General features: G+C 40.0%; 20 protein-coding genes and 1 riboswitch. Of the genes, 16 read left to right on the top strand and 4 right to left on the bottom strand.

The window, feature by feature from the left end; all coding sequences use genetic code 11:
• Positions 1-34 precede the first annotated feature (34 nt).
• Complete coding sequence (locus tag BFP71_RS15610; RefSeq protein ID WP_069836369.1) at positions 35-1,249, bottom strand: acyl-CoA dehydrogenase family protein; 1,215 nt, start codon at positions 1,247-1,249, stop codon at positions 35-37.
• A gap of 63 nt (positions 1,250-1,312) precedes the next feature.
• On the opposite strand from BFP71_RS15610, the gene BFP71_RS15605 reads away from it, so the two are divergent.
• Positions 1,313-2,278, top strand: coding sequence for a tryptophan 2,3-dioxygenase family protein (locus BFP71_RS15605; protein ID WP_069836368.1), 966 nt, complete (start codon positions 1,313-1,315; stop codon positions 2,276-2,278).
• A gap of 77 nt (positions 2,279-2,355) precedes the next feature.
• Positions 2,356-3,945, top strand: coding sequence for an NAD(P)/FAD-dependent oxidoreductase (locus tag BFP71_RS15600; protein WP_069836367.1), 1,590 nt, complete (start codon positions 2,356-2,358; stop codon positions 3,943-3,945).
• A gap of 119 nt (positions 3,946-4,064) precedes the next feature.
• On the opposite strand, the gene BFP71_RS15595 is transcribed toward BFP71_RS15600, so the two are convergent.
• The gene (locus tag BFP71_RS15595; RefSeq protein ID WP_069836366.1) at positions 4,065-5,282 is read right to left on the bottom strand and encodes a thioredoxin family protein; all 1,218 of its coding nucleotides are present in this window, start codon (positions 5,280-5,282) and stop codon (positions 4,065-4,067) included.
• Positions 5,283-5,384: 102 nt separating this feature from the next.
• Here BFP71_RS15595 and BFP71_RS15590 point away from each other — a divergent pair, with 102 nt between their 5' ends.
• Both BFP71_RS15590 and gyrB read left to right on the top strand, forming a co-directional pair.
• The gene (locus BFP71_RS15590; RefSeq protein WP_069836365.1) at positions 5,385-5,750 is read left to right on the top strand and encodes a CoA-binding protein; all 366 of its coding nucleotides are present in this window, start codon (positions 5,385-5,387) and stop codon (positions 5,748-5,750) included.
• A 110-nt stretch (positions 5,751-5,860) separates the two neighbouring features.
• Positions 5,861-7,819, top strand: a complete 1,959-nt coding sequence (gene gyrB / locus BFP71_RS15585) for a DNA topoisomerase (ATP-hydrolyzing) subunit B (RefSeq protein ID WP_069836364.1) — start codon at positions 5,861-5,863, stop codon at positions 7,817-7,819.
• A gap of 56 nt (positions 7,820-7,875) precedes the next feature.
• Here gyrB and BFP71_RS15580 read toward each other — a convergent pair whose 3' ends face one another.
• Entirely contained in the window at positions 7,876-8,775 is a 900-nt protein-coding gene (locus tag BFP71_RS15580; protein ID WP_069836363.1) for a Ppx/GppA phosphatase family protein, read from the bottom strand.
• Positions 8,776-8,891: 116 nt separating this feature from the next.
• Here BFP71_RS15580 and BFP71_RS15575 point away from each other — a divergent pair, with 116 nt between their 5' ends.
• The 12 genes from BFP71_RS15575 to BFP71_RS15520 all read left to right on the top strand — a co-directional run bounded on the left by BFP71_RS15575 (position 8,892) and on the right by BFP71_RS15520 (position 21,580).
• Positions 8,892-9,434: an LVIVD repeat-containing protein gene (locus BFP71_RS15575; protein ID WP_069836362.1), complete on the top strand. Its 543-nt coding sequence runs from the start codon at positions 8,892-8,894 to the stop codon at positions 9,432-9,434.
• The gene (locus BFP71_RS15570) at positions 9,431-10,177 is read left to right on the top strand and encodes a hypothetical protein (protein WP_141719782.1); all 747 of its coding nucleotides are present in this window, start codon (positions 9,431-9,433) and stop codon (positions 10,175-10,177) included. Before BFP71_RS15575 ends, BFP71_RS15570 begins: the two co-directional genes overlap by 4 nt.
• 1 nt (position 10,178) lies before the next feature.
• Positions 10,179-10,904 carry a hypothetical protein gene (locus BFP71_RS15565; RefSeq protein ID WP_069836360.1) on the top strand — a complete coding sequence of 242 codons (726 nt, stop codon included), beginning with the start codon at positions 10,179-10,181 and terminating at the stop codon, positions 10,902-10,904.
• A 46-nt stretch (positions 10,905-10,950) separates the two neighbouring features.
• Positions 10,951-11,055: riboswitch (SAM riboswitch) on the top strand.
• A 44-nt stretch (positions 11,056-11,099) separates the two neighbouring features.
• Positions 11,100-12,128 carry a homocysteine S-methyltransferase family protein gene (locus tag BFP71_RS19525; protein WP_069836359.1) on the top strand — a complete coding sequence of 343 codons (1,029 nt, stop codon included), beginning with the start codon at positions 11,100-11,102 and terminating at the stop codon, positions 12,126-12,128.
• Positions 12,121-14,808, top strand: a complete 2,688-nt coding sequence (metH, locus tag BFP71_RS15555; RefSeq protein WP_069836358.1) for a methionine synthase — start codon at positions 12,121-12,123, stop codon at positions 14,806-14,808. Before BFP71_RS19525 ends, metH begins: the two co-directional genes overlap by 8 nt.
• Positions 14,809-14,837: 29 nt before the next feature.
• A complete protein-coding gene (metF, locus tag BFP71_RS15550; protein WP_069836357.1) occupies positions 14,838-15,791 on the top strand; it encodes a methylenetetrahydrofolate reductase [NAD(P)H] in 954 nt (317 codons plus the stop codon).
• A gap of 110 nt (positions 15,792-15,901) precedes the next feature.
• Complete coding sequence (locus BFP71_RS15545; protein WP_069836356.1) at positions 15,902-17,188, top strand: DEAD/DEAH box helicase; 1,287 nt, start codon at positions 15,902-15,904, stop codon at positions 17,186-17,188.
• Positions 17,189-17,280: 92 nt separating this feature from the next.
• Positions 17,281-17,838: an RNA polymerase sigma factor gene (locus BFP71_RS15540; RefSeq protein WP_088125076.1), complete on the top strand. Its 558-nt coding sequence runs from the start codon at positions 17,281-17,283 to the stop codon at positions 17,836-17,838.
• On the top strand, positions 17,839-18,654 hold the full coding sequence (locus BFP71_RS15535) for an anti-sigma factor (RefSeq protein WP_069836355.1): 816 nt from the start codon (positions 17,839-17,841) through the stop codon (positions 18,652-18,654).
• A 74-nt stretch (positions 18,655-18,728) separates the two neighbouring features.
• Positions 18,729-19,226 carry a fasciclin domain-containing protein gene (locus BFP71_RS15530; RefSeq protein WP_069836354.1) on the top strand — a complete coding sequence of 166 codons (498 nt, stop codon included), beginning with the start codon at positions 18,729-18,731 and terminating at the stop codon, positions 19,224-19,226.
• 117 nt (positions 19,227-19,343) lie between these two features.
• A complete protein-coding gene (locus BFP71_RS15525; protein ID WP_069836353.1) occupies positions 19,344-20,195 on the top strand; it encodes a hydroxymethylglutaryl-CoA lyase in 852 nt (283 codons plus the stop codon).
• 5 nt (positions 20,196-20,200) lie between these two features.
• Positions 20,201-21,580, top strand: coding sequence for a serine hydrolase domain-containing protein (locus BFP71_RS15520; RefSeq protein WP_088125075.1), 1,380 nt, complete (start codon positions 20,201-20,203; stop codon positions 21,578-21,580).
• A 3-nt stretch (positions 21,581-21,583) separates the two neighbouring features.
• On the opposite strand, the gene BFP71_RS15515 is transcribed toward BFP71_RS15520, so the two are convergent.
• The gene (locus tag BFP71_RS15515; protein WP_141719781.1) at positions 21,584-22,120 is read right to left on the bottom strand and encodes a hypothetical protein; all 537 of its coding nucleotides are present in this window, start codon (positions 22,118-22,120) and stop codon (positions 21,584-21,586) included.
• Between the last annotated feature and the right edge of the window lie 6 nt (positions 22,121-22,126).

Here is a 22,126-nt window from a genome sequence, read left to right as displayed (position 1 = left end):
GAAGGTCCTGAATAAAACGGAATAAACCTCTCGGTTATTTAAAGGCAGGAATTCCAGTGATTTCAGCGCCTAAAATCAGTAAGTGTATATCGTGAGTTCCTTCATAGGTCACTACAGACTCTAGGTTGGCCATATGGCGCATCATCGGATATTCTCCAGTTATACCCATTCCCCCATGAATTTGTCTAGCCTCGCGCGCAATGTTCAGGGCTACTTCAACAGCATTTCGTTTGGCCATAGAAATCTGCGGAGTAGTGGCTTTTCCTTCATTAAATAGTTGACCCAAGCGCAGGTTCAGGAGTTGCGCTTTCGTAATTTCAGTCAACATTTCGGATAGTTTTTTCTGTTGTAATTGGAAGGCTCCAATCGGTTTGTCGAACTGGATACGTTCTGCGCAATATCTTCTAGCAGATTCATAACAATCCATGGCAGCACCAATAGCACCCCATGCAATACCGTAACGAGCAGAATCAAGACACATCATCGGGGCACCTAAACCGCTTTTATTCGGTAGTAAGTTCTCTTTAGGTACTTTCACATTATCGAAAACCAATTCGCCAGTAGTACTAGCTCTTAACGACCATTTGCCATGGGTTTCAGGGGTTGAAAAACCTTCCATGCCACGCTCCACGATCAAGCCGTGAATTCTTCCTTCCTCGTTTTTAGCCCACACAACCGCTACATCGGCTTTTGGGGAGTTAGAAATCCACATTTTCGCTCCATTCAAAAGATAATGGTCACCCATATCTTTAAAATTGGTTGTCATACCCGATGGATTGGAGCCATGGTCTGGTTCTGTTAAACCAAAACAGCCCAACCATTCTCCAGAGGCAAGTTTTGGCAAGTATTTATTGCGTTGCTCTTCGTTACCGAACTTATAGATAGGGTACATAACCAAAGAGCCCTGTACTGATGCAGTAGAACGCATTCCCGAGTCTCCACGCTCAATTTCCTGCATAATAATGCCGTAAGAAATGTAGTCCATGCCGCCGCATCCATATTCAGTTGGCAATTGTGGTCCAAAAGCACCGATATCACCAAATTTCTTCACGATATCGTATGGGAAATAGGCATTCTCAGCCCAACTTTCAATAAAGGGAGATATTTCTCTTTTTACGAAATCCCGTACAGCACTTCTGACCATTTTGTGCTCTTCGGTCAGCAAGTCATCCATACCATAAAAGTCAGGATGCTCGAAAATATCTTGCTTGGCAGATTTTTGGATTTTTGGAGAAGAATCAGTGCTCATAGGAATTTGTTTTCTGAATTAAATGTGGTCAATTTTGACTCACTTTTTAATGTATGCAAACGTATGAACAACTCTGATATCGACCAAAATATAATTGACAGAATTAAGAAGCTCGAGGAGAAATACGAGGCCATGGGGCAAGATATGTCTTCATATCTTGATGGTTTGCTGCACGCCGATTTTTTGAAGTATTGGGACTACATCAACCTTGATTCACTTTTAGGGCTGCAGCAGCCCAAAACAGATTTTCCCGATGAAATGATTTTCATCGTTTACCATCAGATTACGGAGCTCTATTTTAAGCTCTCTCTTTGGGAAATGAAGCAGATTCATGCTTTAAAACATCCTGATTTGGAGTTCTTTGTAACCAGGTTAAAACGTATAAATAGCTACTTCGAACATTTATGCCACTCTTTTAACATGATGACAGATGGCATGGAGAAAGAGCAGTTTTTAAAGTTTAGAATGTCATTGCTGCCATCGTCTGGTTTTCAGTCTGGTCAGTACCGAATGATTGAAATTTGCGCAACTGATCTGTATAACCTCGTCAATAAAAATATTAGAGATCAGTTCACCGAAAATTCGTCCCTTGAGGACTTATATGAGGCTATTTACTGGAAGACTGGTGCCACCGAATTGAAATCGGGTAAAAAGACCTTGACGCTGGAACATTTTGAAGAGAAATATTCAACATCATTCCTCCATTTGGCTAGTGACGTAAAGGTTACCAACTTTTATCAAGCATATTTAAAATTTTATGCCGATAAAGAGGGTAGTGAGGCTTTAAAAGAAGAATTACGTCGATTTGATCTCTTAGCTAATGTGGACTGGCCTTTGGCGCATTATCGATCGGCAGTGCGGTATTTGCAAAAGGACCCTGAGGATATTGCAGCTACAGGTGGAACTAACTGGCAGAAATATTTACCGCCTCGTTTCCAAGGAATTATTTTCTTTCCATCGTTATGGTCGGATCTGGAAAAAGCCGAATGGGGCAAACATTGGGTGATGAAGCAGCTAAATGGGAAATAAGATTGTTATTGGGCATCCTTTTTTCCACCATTCACAAATGTCTAATGACTTTTGACCTTTAAAACATCACCCAGATTATGCAGAAAACGATACAAACTACGCTCAGCCCAGAAGAAGCCTATAATCCTGAATTATTCGAGGAGGTTGTTCTAAAGAGAGCCCACATTAATGATCCTTCGGCTGAGGTTCGTGCTTTAAAGCGATCGATTGACGCACGGTCTAAAAGGGTGAAAATCAATATTCAAGCTCTAGTAACAGTTAAAGAGGATTTACCACCATTAATTAGCTATAAGAGAGATTATCCTGATGTCTCGAATGCAGACCCTGTTGTAATCGTTGGTTTTGGTCCTGCCGGAATGTTTGCCGCCTTGAGATTAATTGAATTAGGCTATAAACCGATCGTAATAGAAAGAGGTAGTAACGTTCAGCAAAGACGAAGGGATATTGCAGCGATTAATAAGGAGCATATTGTTAATCCAGAGTCCAATTATTGCTTTGGTGAGGGTGGTGCCGGTACATATTCTGATGGTAAGCTTTATACTCGTTCCAAAAAGAGAGGCGATATTCAAAAGTCTCTCGAAATACTGGTTGCTCATGGGGCTACAGAAGATATTCTTATCGATGCACATCCGCATATCGGTACCAACAAATTACCTAAGGTGGTTCAAGAAATCAGGTCATCGATTTTAGATGCCGGTGGTGAAATACATTTTGATACCAAAGTATCAGATTTTCTTGTTAAGGAAGGGGAAATGAAAGGTGTGGTATTGGCCGATGGATCCAAAGTTGAAGGCTTAGGAGTAATTTTGGCGACAGGTCACTCTGCCAGAGATATTTTTCGGCTTTTGGATGAAAACAAAGTACTCATAGAAGCCAAACCGTTTGCCCTTGGTGTTCGAATAGAGCACCCTCAACAGCTGATCGATAAAATTCAATACCACTGTGCTACAGATCGTGGTCCTTGGTTGCCAGCTTCATCTTATGCGTTGGTACATCAGACAAGTTACGAGGGGAAACAGCGTGGTGTTTTTAGCTTTTGTATGTGTCCTGGAGGTTTTATGGTACCATGTGCAACGGCGCCGGGAGAGGTGGTAACCAATGGTATGAGTCCATCCAGAAGAGATTCTAAATATGCCAATTCTGGAATTGTGACAGCTATCGAACTTGAAGACCTCGGGGAATATCAACAACACGGAGCTTTGGCCGGGCTCGCCTTCCAACAGGAAGTCGAACAACGTGCTTGTGCTATCGCAGGTGGAACACAAGCTGCACCAGCTCAAAAAATGTCGGACTATATTAATGGGCACGTGTCTCGCACGTTGAATGATACTTCGTATCAACCCGGCCTTGTTTCTTCGGACATGAGCGAAGTGCTGCCGTCAGGTGTTAATGATCGGCTAAAGCAGGCGCTTAGAGCTTTTGGGAGAAAAATGAAAGGATACTTGACAAATGAAGCTCAAATAGTGGGAGTGGAAAGTAGAACCTCTTCACCCGTTAGAATTCCCAGAGATAAAGAAACCTGTGAGCATGTCGAAATTAAGAGGTTATTTCCTTGTGGTGAAGGTGCTGGATACGCTGGAGGAATCCTATCAGCCGCGATGGATGGCGAAAAATGTGCGGATCAGCTCATCCTGAAGTATGGAAAAAGCACCGTCTTAAAAAGATAAAATAGTACCTGTTCTTTTACCTCTTTTGATGCGTTTTGGCCTAAACGATCATTGGGATTATTAAAAATTGTCTAATTATAATGTGGCTTAACGCGACTGAATGAAAAGTGGTTTGTACTTTAGAATTGCCCCTCTTGCATCATTTTAACAGCCTCGAACAGACTATTTAATAGTTCGAGCTCTTCGGCACCTTGCGCTAAGGTTTTGGCTTTTTCTAAAAAGGTGTTGGCACTTTTGTAATCTCCGATCAACCCTTTCGTATAGCCCATAATTGAATTCAATTCAAAGTTCTTCTCATCGATCCTTAAAGCTTGACCTAAAAGCGCCGAAGAAAAACGATACATTTCCTCGCTAGGATAATTCTCAATGATATCATAGGTAGTTGAAAGGGCAAAATCAGCTTTTTGGCTTACCGCCAAATGATTATTCATATATGAATTTACTTCTAACCTGAAGTCATCAAACTCACCGCGTTGCGCAAAATATAAGGCTTTTGTAGTGTATCGCGCTCTTGGAAGTTGACTAGCTTCAAGAAACTCTGGAAGTACTTCCATCACTAGGCCATTGAGCAACTGTTTGTCACCATACTTGATGGCTAATTGAAGGTTATCGTTATATACAGCACTCATGTAATCGTTGAATTCGTTGATACCGTGTGTTTCAATCATCAACTCCCTGTTATTTTTAATATATTTAAAAGGCGTTCCATTTATTTGATTCTCATGTCTCGAGAGCAGCCATATGGTCTCTAAATTCAGGTAATCTTCAGGAGTTAACCATACAATGTAGTCCTTGGCAATTTCCCGAGCGCGTAGTTCATCAGTAGTTTCGAGAATACTGATGAGTTCAAGCGTCTCATCTTTAGAAATTACCTTTGAGGCTAATTTTTCTTCTAATTCTGGTAAAACAGACCACATCCGTTGTACTTCGTTACCATAAGCGTTTAGGGCAGATGCAGGCACAAATCCGTTCAGCGCCTGAAAGACCTGTTGATCTTTAGTGAGAAATAGCAAGGTAGGATAGGTACTAACCCCAAATTGATCGGCACGTGGCTCGCCAAATTCTGATTCTGCATCAAACTTTATGTTAATGAAATGTTCTTCGAAGTATTCAATGACCTTGGGGTCTGTATAAACCTCTTCATCCAATTGTTTGCAGTAGCCGCACCAATCAGTGAATACATCGACAAAAACTAGCTTATTTTCGCTTTTTGCTTTTTTGAAAATTGCATCCCATTCCTGATCATTTTTTACCGTTACAAAAGATATTTGATCGGCTTGTTTTGCTAACAAACAAGTACCTACTAACAAAAAGGCTAGGATCAATTGAACTTTCATTTTCTATATAACTGTTTCACCACCAACGAACTTGCTATCTGTTGATTATATTCACAGGCAAAAATAGCTATAAATAGTTCCGCCAAGGGTTAAATTAAGTTAATGGGAAAAACAGTAATTATTGGCAGCGTTCCTAAACCATACAGATACGCTTATCAGGCCGCCACAATGTTGGAAGAACGATCATTTGATTTTATCCCAATGGGGATTCAAAAAGGTGAGGTTTTAGGAAAAGAAATACTCAATGTTCATGATCGACCAAAAATTGACGATGTTGACACGATCACTCTTTATATTAACCCTACGCGGCAAAAGAAGTGGTATGAATACATGATTTCTTTGGCTCCGAAACGTATAATTTTTAATCCAGGTACTGAAAATCAAGAGTTTAAAGAGGTGGCATTAAATGCGGGTATTGAATGTATCGAAGCCTGTACTTTAGTAATGCTTTCTACAGGCGTTTACTAAGCTTTTTTTACTTATATTTGAAGATCAATTTAGGACCAATGAGACCTACAATTTTTCGATGATATCTCATATCGAATCAAGTCCTAGAGAATTATGTTTTTAAAAGATTTATGAGCGAAGAAAAAGCGAATAAGAACCAAGATTATTCAGCCGGTAATATTACGGTTTTAGAAGGTTTAGAAGCAGTAAGAAAAAGACCTGCGATGTACATTGGAGATGTTGGTATAAAAGGCCTTCATCACATGATTTGGGAGGTAGTCGATAACTCTATCGATGAAGCTTTAGCAGGACATTGCGATACAATATCTGTTACAATAGAGGAAGATAATTCCATTACAGTTCAGGATAACGGTAGGGGTATACCGACAGGAATGCATCCCAAGGAAAAGCGCTCTGCATTGGAAGTCGTAATGACTGTTCTTCACGCTGGTGGTAAATTTGATAAGGATACCTACAAAGTATCCGGAGGTTTGCACGGAGTGGGTGTTTCTTGCGTGAATGCACTTTCTTCTATGTTAGAAGTAACCGTTCACAGAGAAGGCAAAGAGTTCAAACAGGAATATTCTCAAGGTATCCCGAAGTATGCAGTGAAAGAAACTGGTAAAGCTACTGATAGTGGTACTCGAGTTCACTTTTTACCAGACACAACAATTTTTACAGTAAGCGAATACCGATACGAAACTGTCGCATCAAGGCTTAGAGAACTCTCTTTTTTGAATTCAGGGATCAAGATTACACTTGAAGATAAAAGAGAATTAGACGAAGATGGCAACCCACGTAATGACACCTTCCTTTCAGAAGGAGGGCTGACGGAATTTGTTCAATACCTAGATGAAACACGTGAAAGTCTAATTGAGGCTCCGATTTATGTCGAAGGTGAAAAGAATGGCGTGCCAGTAGAGGTAGCGATGACCTACAATACTTCCTATGCTGAAAACGTAGTCAGCTACGTTAACAATATTAATACGATTGAGGGTGGAACACATGTTTCCGGATTCAGAAGAGCGCTAACGAGAACGTTAAAATCCTATGCTGATAAATCTGGCCTTTTGGACAAGGTTAAATTTGATATCAGTGGAGATGATTTTAGAGAAGGCCTCACCGCAGTTATTTCCGTGAAAGTAGCTGAGCCTCAGTTTGAAGGGCAAACAAAGACTAAACTTGGAAACTCTGAGGTTTCTGGTGCAGTAGAAAGTTCTGTAGGAGAGATTTTAAGTATTTATTTAGAAGAGAATCCTAAGAGTGCGAAACAAATCGTTTCTAAAGTGATTTTAGCAGCTCAGGCAAGACATGCGGCTAGAAAAGCTCGTGAAATGGTTCAGCGTAAAAATGTACTTTCTGGAACAGGGTTACCCGGTAAGCTAGCCGATTGTTCTGAGAAAGATCCCGCAGTTTGTGAAATCTACCTAGTAGAGGGAGATTCTGCTGGTGGATCAGCTAAACAAGGTCGTGATAGAAACTTCCAAGCAATTTTACCATTAAGAGGTAAGATTTTGAATGTTGAAAAAGCACAGGAACACAAGATTTACGACAATGACGAGATCAAAAATATGATCACGGCATTGGGTGTTTCTTTTGGAACTGAGGATGACGATAAAGCCTTGAACATGGAGAAGCTTCGTTATCATAAAGTAATCATCATGACGGATGCTGATATCGATGGTAGCCACATTCGTACCTTAATTCTTACTTTCTTTTTCAGGTACATGCGTCCGTTGATCGATTCTGGATACTTATACATCGCATTGCCACCATTATACTTATTAAAGAAAGGTAAAGATCAGCGATATTGTTGGGATGAATCACAACGAGCGATTCTCACAAGAGAAATGGCTGGTGAGGGCAAAGAGGATTCTGTAAGCATTCAGCGTTACAAAGGTCTTGGAGAAATGAACCCAGAACAGCTTTGGGAAACAACTATGGATCCAACAAACCGAAGCTTAAAACAAGTAACAGTAGATTCAGCAGCAGAAGCAGATCACTTGTTCTCTGTACTGATGGGCGATGAAGTACCGCCACGCAGAGAGTTCATCGAAAAGAATGCGAAATATGCTAAAGTGGATGTTTAATCCCATTGAATCATAGAAATTCATATCATAAAAAAGGGAGCTTAAGCTCCCTTTTTTTATTTCAGCCCTAGCAAAGAATCTGGGATGTGCTTTTCATATAACATCTGCATAATACCGTCTTTTAGACCCACATCAGGAACCAAGATTAAATCAGCCCTAGCAGCTTTCATAGCTTCAAGATAAATTCGACTGGCAGGAACAATTACATCTGCTCGGTCCTCATTTAGTTTCAAATGCTTAATTTTTTGTTCTTGGCTCAGTGTTTTTAAATAGGACTGGGTTTGTAATAAATCGGCATAATGAGCGGACTTACTTTTTCCTTTGCTGTCAGTTAATTCATAAAGCTTTTGAATATTTCCGCCGGTGCCTATGGCAGTGATATCTTCATGGTAGTGAGCGGTTTGTGCCGCTATCCACTCAGTCATTTCTTGCATCATTCTGATTGAAGTTTGGGCTTCAATACTTCTTACAGATCCTAGTTTGAACGACCTTGAAGTGAGATTCTTGCGGTTTTGAATAATATTCAATTCGGTACTACCGCCACCCACATCGATATGCAGAAAAATACCGTCAGATATATCTTTGAGAATGATATTATTGATGAATTTAGCTTCTTCATCGCCATCTATTATATGGATAGTTAAGCCAAGAAGTTGCTTAACACGACTCACAATAGTTCGTCCATTTTCGGATTCTCGCATAGCCGAAGTAGCACAAGCATAATAATCATCAACCTCATACAAGTCGATTAAAAGCTTGAATGCATTCATAAGCCTGAAGAAGCGATCGGCCTTGTCAGGACTTATGCTATTAGTTCTAAAAACATCGTTTCCGAGCCTTAAAGGAAAACGAATGTACTCTAGTTTCTTAAAAGATAGCTTACCATCATGATTGATAACATTGGTGACCTGAAACCGGATGGCATTCGATCCTATATCAATGGCGGCTAACTTCAATCTTTTTTGTTTTTGATGAATTTATAAAATCATAAATAGAAATGTTCCCTTAACTCAATTTATCGTTTTTGCAATATGGTTGCACTTTTATATATTTATTCAGAGTCTGTCACTTTATGAAAAGATCGCTTTACCCTATTTCTATTCTAATACTCTTACTCTGTTTTAGTTGTATAGAAAGCTCTTTACCAGAATTTCCTCAAGGAGAAGTGGTGGGTTATAAACCAGTTTATTTGACTGACCCAGAAAACGCAATTGAACTAGTCGCGGCTAGGCCTATTGAGAACCCTGGGCAAATTTATTTATTAGGCGACTTGTTGCTAATGAATGATGTAGGGAAAGGTATACATGTAATCGATAATGCAGACCCTACAAACCCCTTAGCCAGAGGCTTTTTGACTGTTCAGGGTAGTGAGAACATGGTTTTGCGGGATGGTATTGTTTATGTAAATCAATTCAATTCGTTATTGGCAATCGATGTGAGCGATACCGAAAACGTTCAGGTCATATCGAGAAATGAGGATGTTCTCAGTACTAATGGCGAAGAAACTGTGGTACCACCTCTTGAAGGCTACTTTTTTGAGTGTGTTGATTTTTCGAAAGGCAAAATTATTGGCTGGGTACTTACGACAATCGAAGCTCCTAAATGTTTCAGATGATGAAGAAACTCTTAGCCTTTTTACTGCTAATATTTGTTTTTGCTTGTGCCGAAGACAGTTCTGAATTTGTCCCAAATCTATCGGGAACAGGAGTGGGAGGCTCTCTTGCGAAGTTTACAATTTCAAATAATCAAGTAATTGTCATCAATGGCTCTGAAGTTAAACAGTTTGATATTCTCCCGTCAGATGAATTATCAGAAAAACACACACTCCAAATATTTAGGCAATTGGAGACTATTTTCCCTTACGAGGATAAAATTCTGATAGGTAGTACAGCAGCCGTTATTTTTCTTGGATTCGATGCTGATGGTCTATTGACTATCCTCTCAACTTATGATCACTTAACAGCATGCGATCCAGTTGTAGCATCAAATGGGATTGCATTTTCAACGCTAAAAGTAACTGATTGCCGGGCGGGTTCAGATGATTTGTTAGAAGCTATTGATATCTCTGATATCGAAAACCCTACGGTTTTGAAAGTATATAGTACAGAATCACCTTTTGGTTTAGCAATTCGAGGGTCATCTTTATTTGTATGCGAAAAAGGTGGCCTCACAATGTATAGCTTCAATGCCGAAGGAGAACTGATCGAAATGGATTTTTTGACAATTGACGGAGCTGTTCCATTAGATATTATTGCTAACACTGGCTACTTGATTGTTAGAACGACTAACGGGATTTACAATGTCTCTTACAGCGATACAGCATTAACAGGAGTTTTAGGAAGCTTTATTACCGATTGATATGCGTCGACAATTGCTTACACTTATTGCTTTGTTAATCGGGGTATCGGCCTTATCTCAAGAGAGTTATTATACAGAAGTTGATTCTGTTAAAAAACAAGGACCGGCTCTCTCGCTCAAGCTCATACCATCTCAATTAATATGGAGGTTTCCGGCCTACACCATGGGGCTCGAACATCGTTTAAGCGAAGGTTTGTCGGTAGATTATACTTTTGGTCTGATTAGAGATCAAAATGTTTTTGAAGATGACGCGACTTATTTTGCTGGAAAGTCTGGTTTCAAAAGTTCCATAATGCTCAAGAGCTATAAAATAGACACAGATGGAAAAGACTCATTTTTCAGGTTTCTGAGTGGTTCAGGACAAGTTGGGCCAGATGTCCGTCCCTACTTAGGGGTTGAGCTTTTTTATAACCAGATTGAGTTCGATCGGACGAGAACATTCAAGTTCGATTGTGGTGATAATTGTGAGTACTTTCAAAGAGCTACCTATGGCATAAGACATCAAGACATTGGCGTTAGGCTAAACATTGGGTTTTTAATTGAACTGATTCGACCAGTAGACCTAGAAGTTAATTGGGGCATTGGCATGATGCACCGTTCTTTGGCATCTGATGCCAGAAAGCCGGAAGATTTTGCCCGATCTTACGGTGTTTTATATCGTGAAGACGATAACGAATTTCTGCTTACCATGAATTTAAATATTAAACTGGTAATCAATTTGAAATAATTTCGATTTCGGTTCTTCGATAATCATTTTATGCTTTTATTTGCCTTGCTTATCGAGAAAGACGGAGGGACTAGGCCCTATGATGTCTTAGCAACCTGAGTAATATCCGGTGCTAATTCCTAGCCTCGAGCTATCGAGGAAAAGATGACGATAAATTCACTCTCCCACTTTCGAGATAAGCCATAAAGACAAAAAATGGCGAAACGCATAAAAGAGATTCTAAAAGAAAGAATTTTAGTGCTTGATGGGGCTATGGGTACCATGATCCAGCGGCATGATTTAGAAGAAGAGGATTTTAGAGGGGATCGATTTAAAGATCATGATAGTCCTTTGAAGGGTAACAATGATTTACTTTCAATTACTCGCCCTGATATAATCAAAGACATCCATAAGCAATATTTTCTAGCAGGAGCAGATATAGTTGAAACCAATACATTTAGCGGAACTACAATTGCTCAAGCCGATTACAACCTCGAAGATGCCGTTTACGACATCAATTATTACTCGGCGAAAATTGCCAAAGAAGTCGCGGAAGAAATCACTTTAAAAGAACCAAATAAACCCCGATTTGTGGCGGGTTCAATGGGCCCAACGAATAGGACTGCTTCGCTTTCCCCAGACGTAAATGATCCAGGGTTTCGAGCGGTTACCTATGATGCACTCGTAGAAGCTTATGAGGAACAAGTCACCGCTTTAATTGATGGTGGTGTAGATATTCTTTTAGTTGAAACGGTTTTTGATACCCTTAATGCCAAAGCAGCACTGTTTGCCATTGAAAATGTATTCGATAAAAAAGGTAGACAATGGCCAATTATGGTTTCAGGTACCATAACCGATGCTAGTGGGAGAACGCTATCTGGGCAGACGACAGAAGCATTTTTAATCTCATTATCACACGTGCCATTACTATCTATTGGATTGAATTGTGCGCTTGGTGCGGAGCAACTGAGACCTTACGTTGAGATTCTTTCCAAAAAGTCACCTTTCAATACTAGCGCTCATCCGAATGCTGGATTACCGAACGAGTTTGGGGAATATGATCAAACGCCAGAGCAAATGGCCTCTCTTGTTGGTGATTTCTTAGAAGAAGGCTTTTTGAATATTGTAGGTGGTTGTTGTGGCACTACACCAGATCATATCAAATTAATTGCAGAGAGAGCAAAAAGCGTTACTCCTCGTTCGACACAATTAGAATTCTTGACTAAAGCCGAATCAAATGACTAATCGAGTATCACTTCAGCTTTCAGGTCTTGAGCCACTCATTGTAACACCAGAGTCAAATTTCGTGAATGTTGGTGAGCGTACTAATGTGACAGGTTCGAGAAAGTTTGCACGCCTAATTCAAGAAGAGAATTATGAAGCTGCACTTGAGATCGCGAGAAATCAAGTGGAGGGCGGTGCCCAAATTCTTGATGTGAATATGGATGAAGGAATGCTTGATGGAAAGCAGGCCATGATTAAGTTCCTGAACCTTATTGCCGCAGAACCAGATATATCAAGAATTCCCATCATGGTTGACTCCTCTAAGTGGGAAATTATAGAGGCGGGACTTAAGTGTATTCAAGGAAAGGGTGTTGTGAATTCAATTTCCTTAAAGGAAGGAGAGGAGAAATTCATTGAGCAAGCTAAAAAAGTAAAGCGATATGGAGCAGCCGTGATTGTGATGGCGTTCGATGAGCATGGGCAGGCAGATTCCTATGAAAGGAGAGTGGAAATATGTAAACGATCATATGATCTACTTATTGATGTGGTGAATTTTCCTCAAAACGACATCATTTTTGACCCTAATATATTTCCAGTTGCTACTGGTATCGAAGAACATAATAATAACGCCACTGATTTCTTTCGAGCTACAAAATGGATTCGTGAAAACCTTCCAGGTGCTCATGTAAGTGGAGGAGTTTCTAATGTCTCATTTTCTTTTAGGGGCAATAATAAGGTGCGAGAGGCCATGCACTCTGCATTTCTTTATCATGCGATAAAAGAGGGAATGGATATGGGTATTGTAAACCCTACCATGCTGGAAGTGTATGACGATATCCCCAAGGACCTACTCGAGCGTGTAGAAGATGTCTTACTAAACCGTAGGTCTGATGCTACTGAAAGGCTTCTTGATTTTGCCGAAACTGTTAAAGGCGCTGGTAAAAAGCAGGTCAAAGATGATTCTTGGAGGAGAGAATCTGTTCAAAAAAGGCTTGAACATGCCCTTGTGAAGGGGATAGTTGAGTTTATAGAAGAAGATACAGAAGAGGCGAGACAGCAATATGACAAGCCATTGCATGTCATTGAAGGGCCGTTAATGGACGGAATGAATGTAGTGGGTGACCTATTTGGTAGTGGTAAAATGTTTTTGCCTCAAGTGGTGAAAAGTGCACGAGTTATGAAGAAAGCCGTGGCCTACTTATTACCTTATTTAGAAGCTGAAAAAGCGGCTAATAATGATACTTCGTCTGCTTATAAGGTACTCTTAGCCACTGTTAAGGGCGATGTACATGATATAGGAAAGAATATCGTGGGCGTAGTTTTGGCTTGTAATAATTTCGATATCGTTGATATGGGGGTGATGGTGCCTGCAGAACAGATTCTCGACAAAGCGGTCGAAGAAAATGTCGATGCCATCGGACTGAGTGGATTGATAACCCCGTCTTTAGATGAAATGGTACACGTAGCGAAAGAAATGGAGCGTCGTGGATTGAAAATTCCATTGATGATCGGTGGGGCTACTACTTCAAGAATTCACACTGCGGTGAAAATTGATCCAGTTTATTCAGGATCCGTTGTCCATGTTTTAGATGCTTCGAAAAGTGTTCCAGTGGCGGGTGAATTAATCAGTCCAGATACATACGACAACATTTTTAACCGTGTGAAATCGGAGTATACACAACTTCGAGAAGATCATGCGAATAGAAAACAAGTAAAAAACTACATCAGCTACGAGTCAGCAAAATCGAATAGGACAAAAATCGATTGGAAACATAAAACGAGTATCAAACCTTCGTTTCTTGGTAATAAGGTCTTCAAAGACTATTCAATTGAGGAAATCAGCCGCTATATAGATTGGACGCCTTTCTTTTCTACCTGGATGCTGAAAGGGAAATTCCCTCAGATTTTCGAGAACAAAGTCATCGGTGAGGAAGCCAAAAAGCTCTATGATGATGCCCAAATAATGATTAAAGAAATCATTGACCAAGATTTGCTATATGCAAATGCGGTGGTGGGTTTATATCCAGCAAATGCTGTGGGTGATGACATAGAGGTGTATGCCGATGAATCTAGATCACAATTGTTGACAACCTTTCATATGCTAAGGCAGCAAGGTAAAAAGGGGAAAGACTTGCCTAATCTCTCCTTAGCCGACTTTGTAGCGTCAAAAGAAAGCGAAAAAATCGATTATATCGGTGGCTTCGCAGTGACAGCGGGAGTTGGTATTGAACCACTTGTCGCCCAATATGAAAAAGAACACGATGATTATAATTCAATTATGATCAAATCTGTGGCTGATCGGCTGGCTGAAGCATTTGCAGAATTAATGCATGAAAAAGTAAGGAAGGAATTATGGGGGTATGCAGCCTCAGAAAACTTAGATGGAGAAGCTTTAATAAAAGAGAAATATCAAGGAATTCGTCCTGCACCTGGTTATCCGGCCTGCCCGGACCATACGGAAAAAGAACTGCTTTTCAACCTGCTAGAGGTTGAGAAAAATACCGGAATAAGTTTGACAGAATCCTTCGCGATGTATCCTGCATCGTCGGTTTCTGGCTTCTACTTTATGCATGAAGAGTCAAAATATTTCGGACTTGGAAAAATTGAAAAAGATCAGGTGATCGACTATGCCAAAAGGAAAAATAAGTCTATCGATGAGGTAGAAAAATGGTTGGCGCCTAATCTTTCCTACGATATCTAAAAAACTAGCCTGAACACAAACGAAACGCAATGAAAGTAACAGATCATATAAAAAAAGCTAAAGGGGAGACACTGTTTAGCTTTGAAATTCTCCCGCCGAAAAAAGGCGAAAGCGTACAAAGTATCTTTAATGCTATCGATCCTTTGATGGAGTTTAAGCCACCATTTATCGATGTTACTTATCATAGGGAAGAGTACGTTTACAAGGACCGCGGAAATGATCTGCTAGAAAAAGTATCAACGCGTAAACGCCCAGGCACGGTTGGGATTTGTGCAGCCATTATCAATAAATATGGGGTAGATGCGGTTCCTCACATTATCTGCGGCGGTTTCTCAAAGGAGGAAACAGAGAATGCTTTAATCGATCTAGATTTCTTAGGGATAGATAATGTACTCGTATTACGAGGTGACGCCATAAAATCAGAAGGACGTTTTGTGCCAGAACCTAATGGACACTCTTATGCAAGTGAGTTATTGCGCCAAGTCACCAATCTAAATAACGGCGAGTATCTGCATGAAGAAGTCAAGCAAAACGAGACGGATTTTTGTGTAGGAGTAGCCGGATACCCAGAAAAACATTTCGAAGCGCCTAGCTTAAAGTCCGACCTGAAATATTTGAAGCAAAAGGTCGACATGGGGGCGGAATATATCGTGACACAAATGTTTTTTGATAATCAGAAATACTTCGACTTTGTAGAAAAATGCAAGAACGCTGGGATTGACGTACCGATTATTCCAGGTTTAAAGCCAATTACCGCCTTAAAACAAATGAGTGTGTTGCCAAGTGTATTCCATGTGGATTTACCTGATGATTTGGTGGATGCCTTAGATGACTGCAAAGACAATCAATCAGCACGAGAAGTAGGTATAGAATGGGCAATTCAGCAATCCAAAGAGCTAAAGGCGGCAGGCGTACCATGTTTACACTATTATACAATGAGTAAATCACAAGTGACTAAGCGCATTGCGGAAGCACTCTTCTGATTCTATTTAATACTTTAGGCAGATGTGCTAATTCCTATTAAATCAAGTTACCTTTGCACATCACCTGGAAATGGAACTTTGTATGAGTTGTCATTTCATAAACCATTGATATGACATTCAAATCATTAGGATTATCCCAATCCTTATTACATGCCATCGATAAAGTTGGCTACGATCAACCATCTCCGATTCAAGAAAAAGTTATTCCAGTAATACTCGATCGTAAAGACGTATTAGCATCTGCGCAAACTGGAACAGGAAAAACTGCTGGTTTTACTTTGCCCATTTTGGAGATTCTCTCCCAAGAGAAACAGCGTAAGAGAAAGCCAATAAGATCATTAATTCTGACGCCAACGCGTGAATTAGCGGCCCAGATTTATGATAATGTTAATGCATATAGCGAATTTCTCCACCTAGATACTGCCGTGATTTTTGGTGGCGTAAAGCAACAGGCACAAGTTAGAGCATTAAAAAACGGGGTCGATATTTTAGTAGCGACACCAGGCAGGTTACTCGATTTACACAACCAGAGACTACTATTCTTAGATCAAATTCAGATTCTTGTATTGGATGAGGCCGATCGTATGCTAGACATGGGCTTCTTAAGAGACATTAAGAAGATTCTTTCGATTATTCCCGATAGGAGACAGAATCTCTTGTTTTCGGCTACATTCTCAAAACAGATAAAAGAACTAGCGGGATCATTTATGTATGATCCAGAAATGGTTGAGGCGACGCCTGAGAATACCGCTGTGGAGAAAATTATCCAAAAAATCATCCATGTGGACAAAGGAAACAAAGCTACTCTCTTGATTAAAATGATTGCTGAAGGAGATTGGCAACAAGTACTAGTTTTTACTCGGACGAAACACGGGGCAAATAGGTTGAGCAAGAAATTTGATCAACGTGGTATAACATCAAGGGCTATTCATGGCGATAAGAGCCAAGGTGCAAGAACTAATGCATTGGCAGGGTTTAAAGAAGGCACTGTCCGTGTTTTGGTGGCTACCGATATAGCAGCTCGTGGTTTAGATATTCCATTATTACCACATGTCGTCAATTATGAACTTCCTAATGTTTCAGAAGACTATGTTCATAGGATAGGTCGGACAGGAAGGGCAGGAGCAAGTGGCGAAGCTATTTCTTTGGTTACTGCTGACGAAATGGAGCTTGTACTGGGAATTGAAAAACTATTGGGAGAGAAAATTCCAAGCCAGGTTATCGCAGGATTTGAACCCAAAGATAAAGTAGGCACGCACCCAATAAAAAAGGCTACTCAAGTTTCTAAAAAGCCCAAGGAAACTCCAAAAAAGAAGAAATGGAGCTACTCAAAGAATCAGCCTTCGGCAAAAAACAATCATCCTCAAAAACCCAAAAGTAAGAAAAGAAGGTACTAATTCTAGGCCTATGCCATCACTAGGAAAGCCGAGTTTAATACTTAGTTAAACAAAACTAACCTACTGAAGTTTATAGGTAGAATTATTACTCAGTGAATCATCCAGCAGAATCATTTGTGGCCTCAACGTCAATCGAAGACAAAATTGCCTACCTGTTAGCCGATAAGGACAAACAGGCGGTAAGTCTAGTATTTGAGCATTATGGCAGTCTATTGTTGAACATCATCAATAGGGTGGTCCAAGACGATGCCATGAGTGAAGATGTTTTGCAAACAGTTTTATTGAAAATTTGGGAAAATGGTATCAACTTTGACGCTTCGAAGGGTACGCTTTTCACTTGGCTTGCTAGAATTAGCCGCAATGCAGCTATAGACAAGACCAGAACGAAAGACTTTCGATTGACGCAAGAATCCAAACAGACTCCTGAAGTCGTAAATATGGCAGAGGAAGTACTTGTAGAGGATGAAGCTGAGAAGATTTACCTAAAGCAACTTATCTCTAGCTTGCCTGCAGATCATCAGCAGTTAATCAACATGTCTTTCTTTGAAGGGTATACGCACAAGGAGATTTGTGAGCAATTGAAAATCCCTTTGGGAACTGTTAAAACTAGAATTAGGCTTGCCATAAAACAGCTAAGGTCTATTATCTAAATGGATATAAAAGAATACATAAAATCTGGCATACTAGAAGCCTATCTGGCGGGTGAATTAAACACCGCTGAAATGATAGCTGTGGACGAGATGGCACATAAGCATCCTGAAATTCAAGATGAGCTAAATGCTATTCGTGACAGTATTAACCAGTACGCCCAAGCTGAAGATAAAGCACCGAATAAAGATATACTCCGTAAAACACTCTTGTCCATTAAAGAGTCAGAGAAAGAACAATTTTTACAAGTATTGGAAGACGAAGAAATAAAAATTAAGAGAGTAAATGTAGTCCCAGCATGGTCTATAGCCGCGAGTATTCTTTTGGTGATGAGTTTAGGGTTCAATTATATGTTCTACACTCAGTTTAAAAGTGCAAAAGACCAATTGACAGTTCTTGAAGCAAGTCAAGAAACATTGGCAAATCAAGTTGATAATAATAGACTAGAGCTTCAATATGCTGAGCTCAGAATAGCACATTTCTTAAATGAAGATAATATCCATGTGCGTATGGATGGCTTGGATGTTTCTCCAGAGTCCTTTGCCAACGTATTTTGGAATAAGAATAATAACTCAGTTTTTATCAGTGTTGATAATCTTCCGGAGCCGCCACACGGACATCAGTATCAATTGTGGGCGATCAAACCGGGTCTAGCCCCAATCGACGCAGGCATTTTCGATCATAGTAAGCTTGTTCAGGAGTTGAAAGTGATCAAAGGAAACGTTCAAGCCTTTGCCGTAACCCTTGAAAAAGAAGGTGGAAGTCCAATTGCTACAGTAGAAAAAACCTTTGTTAAAGGTTTTTTGAAAAAAAGTTAGCATCCAAAAATCCAAGCACCTAAGTCGGGTCGTATATAGGATAGTTTAATCAAAATGTAACAAATTATTCTATTATGAAAACTCAAAAAATAATGAGATCACTTTTCGGTGCAATGTTCGCTTTAATGCTTACAACTTCAGTTGCTAACGCACAATCAAAAGATATTGTAGGTTTAGCTGCTGGAGCAGACAACCTTAAAACTTTAGTAGCTGCTGTGAAAGCAGGTGGTTTAGTAGAAACTTTACAAGGCGATGGTCCTTTTACAGTTTTTGCTCCAACCGATGAAGCATTTGCTGCTTTACCAAAAGGTACTTTAGATATGCTATTGAAGCCTGAAAACAAGGACAAATTAGTGGCTATCCTTACTTACCACGTTGTTGCTGGTAAAGTAATGTCTACGGACTTATCTAATGGCCAGAAAGCTGCTACTGTGAATGGACAAAAAGTTACTGTTTCTATTGGCAATGGTGACGTTAAGATTAGTGGAGCGAAAGTTATCGCTGCAGACGTGAAAGCAAAAAATGGAGTAGTACACATCATCGACAAGGTGATTTTACCTCCTAATATGTAATCGTTGTATTAATGTTGTTGGGGCCACTCTATACGGAGTGGCCTTTTTTATGCCCAAAACTTGAGGCTTAGGTATAGATTACTTTGTGTAGTGAGTTCTCTTCCGTAAACTTGAAGTATGAAAATTATAGAGTGTCCGCGAGATGCCATGCAGGGCTTGCATCAGTTTATCCCTACGGATAAAAAGGCGAGTTATATCAACCAGCTACTCAAAGTTGGTTTCGATACGATCGATTTTGGCAGTTTTGTTTCGCCAAAAGCCATCCCTCAACTCAGAGACACCTCAGAAGTTTTAGACCAGCTCGATCTGTCAGAAACAAAGACAAAACTTTTGGCAATTGTTGCTAACCTGAGAGGTGCAGAGGATGCCGCTAAGTTTGATCAAATTGACTATTTAGGGTTTCCACTATCAATTTCTGAACAGTTTCAAAAGCGAAATACCAATAAGTCGATCGCTGAAGCTTTAAACACCCTTTCTGATATTCAAGATGTTTGTATTCGTACGAACAAGACCTTAGTCACCTATATCTCCATGGGATTCGGAAATCCTTATGGTGAACCTTTTAATGAAGAAATAGTCGCGGAGTTTGTCGATAAACAGAAGTCCATAAACGCAAGTATTATAAGCCTTTCTGATACGATTGGGGTAGCTAAACCCGACGCCATAGAACGTGTTTTTAAACATAGCATTGCGGCACATCCAGAAATAGAGTTTGGTGCACATTTTCATTCAGTACCCGATAAAACCAACGAAAAACTAAAAGCCGCTTTAGATGCTGGTTGTGCTCGATTCGACTCGGCCATTAAAGGTTTTGGTGGTTGTCCGATGGCCGATGACGACCTTACAGGAAATATTGCCACAGAAAAATTATTAGCATACTTGACCGAAGAAAATAGAAATTCGGGACTAGATATGGAGGCATTCCAAAAAGCTATGATTATGAGCTTAGACGTTTTTCCTGTTAATTGAAAGATATGTCGCGCCGATCGGTTTTTATATATCTTATGATCACAGTACTTTTTAGTGCTGTCAACGCCCAAACTCGACCATTGCTCAAGTCTCAAAAGTCGACTTCCTTAAATATTGGCGTAGGAGATAGATTAAAAGATAGACCAGTAAACCCAATTGGTTTCGACGTAAAGAAGCTAGACGCTGAAATAGAAACGATTATGAAAAGAGCTATCGATTCGATGGCTTTTCCGGGAGGGCAAGTTTTAATTGCTCGAAAAGGCCTGGTCTTTTATCATAAAGCATTTGGCTATCATACTTATGCTAAAGAAAACAAAGTCCAGCTCACGGATTTGTATGATTTAGCCTCAGTTACTAAGACTACAGCGGCCACTTTAGCATTAATGAAGTTGTACGATTTAGGCCTCTTCGATCCTGATCAAACTATGGGATACTACTTCCCCAAGGTAGCGAAGGGCAAAAAGAAGGAATTAATAATGCGAGATGTGTTGGCACATCAGGCAGGTTTGAAAGCATGGATTCCTTACTGGTCGGTATCGCAAAAGAAAAATGGAAGGTATAGGAACCGCACGGTGAAAAGTGATTCTTCAGCAAAGTATCCATACCGTATTTCTTCCTCTGGTCTGTTTATGCACAAAGATTTTATCGAAAAACGTATTTACAAGCTAATTAGAAAATCTAAAGTAAGTGACGATAAAAAGTATCTCTATTCAGGATTAACCTTCTATTTGATTCCAGACTTGGTGAAGCGGTTGACAGGCAAAACCTTCGAAGAGTTTCTCTATGATGAATTTTATATTCCCCTGAATGCCGAAACATTACGCTTCAACGCTGGAGAGCTATTTCCACTGGAAAGGATTGTGCCTACAGAATTGGATTCCTTTTTCCGAATGCAGCAATTACATGGTGTCGTGCATGACGAAGGAGCTGCTATGATGTTGGGTGTATCTGGAAATGCTGGACTATTTAGTAATGCCGAGGACTTAGCGAAAGTCTATCAAATGCTTTTGAATGGAGGAGAATTTGATGGTAAAAGATATTTAAGCCAAGATGCCATTACCGAATTTACGCGTTGCCAGTTTTGTAAAAGTGGAAATAGGAGAGGTCTTGGTTTTGATAAACCGTTGGTGCAATATGATGCCAACCTAAGTAGTGTGGCTAAAGACGCTAGTCCTGAAAGTTATGGACACACGGGGTATACTGGCACCTTAGTTTGGGCTGATCCCGCCAATGATTTACTATTCATTTTCTTGTCCAATCGGGTTTACCCAACCAGAAATAATAGTAAAATCTATCAACTCAACGTAAGACCTGATATACACAACTTGGTATATGAGCTCATCAGAATAGGACAGGGTACTTATACCTTAGGCAGGCACTGGTAATTATTAATAAGGGTAACCGCGCACCTTCTTACTTTTGATACCAAATACCTTGAATGAGACATTGACGTTTAAAGCGCTAAGTGGCAAGAAATCTTTATTCGTAAACCGCAATCTCCAAGCAAAAATGGCCCGAAAAGAGTATGCGCCTATCCCCATGAAAGGAGAGAAAGTGACAGAATGTGAGTCATAGTCCGTGTGATGCGTTACTTCCGCTCCTAAAATGTACATCATGGCAGTAACTTGACCACCGAATTTAGTTCCATGAATAAAATCGCCTGTCGCGAGTCCTAATTCTTGGCTAAAATATACCGATGCACTAGCAGGGTGGTTGTAATTCAAGACTTTAGAACGCCAGATTCCCAATTCTATACTATGATAATTATCTCTGAGTTGACTGTTTTCAGTTGGGCTACCGTTGTAGCCAATGAATAAATCATGTTTTACGAATTCACCCCAATCTTGACGATAGAAAAGCGTGTCTTGACCCATTAAAGAAGCATTGAAAGAGCAGAATAAAATGAATGAAAAGAGAAGGCGCATAGCAAT

Origin of the sequence: Roseivirga misakiensis, assembly GCF_001747105.1 — a bacterium.
GTDB lineage: Bacteria > Bacteroidota > Bacteroidia > Cytophagales > Cyclobacteriaceae > Roseivirga > Roseivirga misakiensis.
This window is presented reverse-complemented; position numbering and strand designations above follow the sequence as displayed.

Excerpts from the sequence above, each read along its gene's own strand:
- BFP71_RS15610 (WP_069836369.1), bottom strand. The coding sequence starts at position 1,249 with ATGAGCACTGATTCTTCTCCAAAAATCCAAAAATCTGCCAAGCAAGAT.
- BFP71_RS15605 (WP_069836368.1), top strand. The coding sequence starts at position 1,313 with ATGAACAACTCTGATATCGACCAAAATATAATTGACAGAATTAAGAAG.
- BFP71_RS15600 (WP_069836367.1), top strand. The coding sequence starts at position 2,356 with ATGCAGAAAACGATACAAACTACGCTCAGCCCAGAAGAAGCCTATAAT.
- BFP71_RS15595 (WP_069836366.1), bottom strand. The coding sequence starts at position 5,282 with ATGAAAGTTCAATTGATCCTAGCCTTTTTGTTAGTAGGTACTTGTTTG.
- BFP71_RS15590 (WP_069836365.1), top strand. The coding sequence starts at position 5,385 with ATGGGAAAAACAGTAATTATTGGCAGCGTTCCTAAACCATACAGATAC.
- gyrB (WP_069836364.1), top strand. The coding sequence starts at position 5,861 with ATGAGCGAAGAAAAAGCGAATAAGAACCAAGATTATTCAGCCGGTAAT.
- BFP71_RS15575 (WP_069836362.1), top strand. The coding sequence starts at position 8,892 with ATGAAAAGATCGCTTTACCCTATTTCTATTCTAATACTCTTACTCTGT.
- BFP71_RS15570 (WP_141719782.1), top strand. The coding sequence starts at position 9,431 with ATGATGAAGAAACTCTTAGCCTTTTTACTGCTAATATTTGTTTTTGCT.
- BFP71_RS15565 (WP_069836360.1), top strand. The coding sequence starts at position 10,179 with ATGCGTCGACAATTGCTTACACTTATTGCTTTGTTAATCGGGGTATCG.
- BFP71_RS19525 (WP_069836359.1), top strand. The coding sequence starts at position 11,100 with ATGGCGAAACGCATAAAAGAGATTCTAAAAGAAAGAATTTTAGTGCTT.
- metH (WP_069836358.1), top strand. The coding sequence starts at position 12,121 with ATGACTAATCGAGTATCACTTCAGCTTTCAGGTCTTGAGCCACTCATT.
- metF (WP_069836357.1), top strand. The coding sequence starts at position 14,838 with ATGAAAGTAACAGATCATATAAAAAAAGCTAAAGGGGAGACACTGTTT.
- BFP71_RS15545 (WP_069836356.1), top strand. The coding sequence starts at position 15,902 with ATGACATTCAAATCATTAGGATTATCCCAATCCTTATTACATGCCATC.
- BFP71_RS15535 (WP_069836355.1), top strand. The coding sequence starts at position 17,839 with ATGGATATAAAAGAATACATAAAATCTGGCATACTAGAAGCCTATCTG.
- BFP71_RS15530 (WP_069836354.1), top strand. The coding sequence starts at position 18,729 with ATGAAAACTCAAAAAATAATGAGATCACTTTTCGGTGCAATGTTCGCT.
- BFP71_RS15525 (WP_069836353.1), top strand. The coding sequence starts at position 19,344 with ATGAAAATTATAGAGTGTCCGCGAGATGCCATGCAGGGCTTGCATCAG.
- BFP71_RS15520 (WP_088125075.1), top strand. The coding sequence starts at position 20,201 with ATGTCGCGCCGATCGGTTTTTATATATCTTATGATCACAGTACTTTTT.
- BFP71_RS15515 (WP_141719781.1), bottom strand. The coding sequence starts at position 22,120 with ATGCGCCTTCTCTTTTCATTCATTTTATTCTGCTCTTTCAATGCTTCT.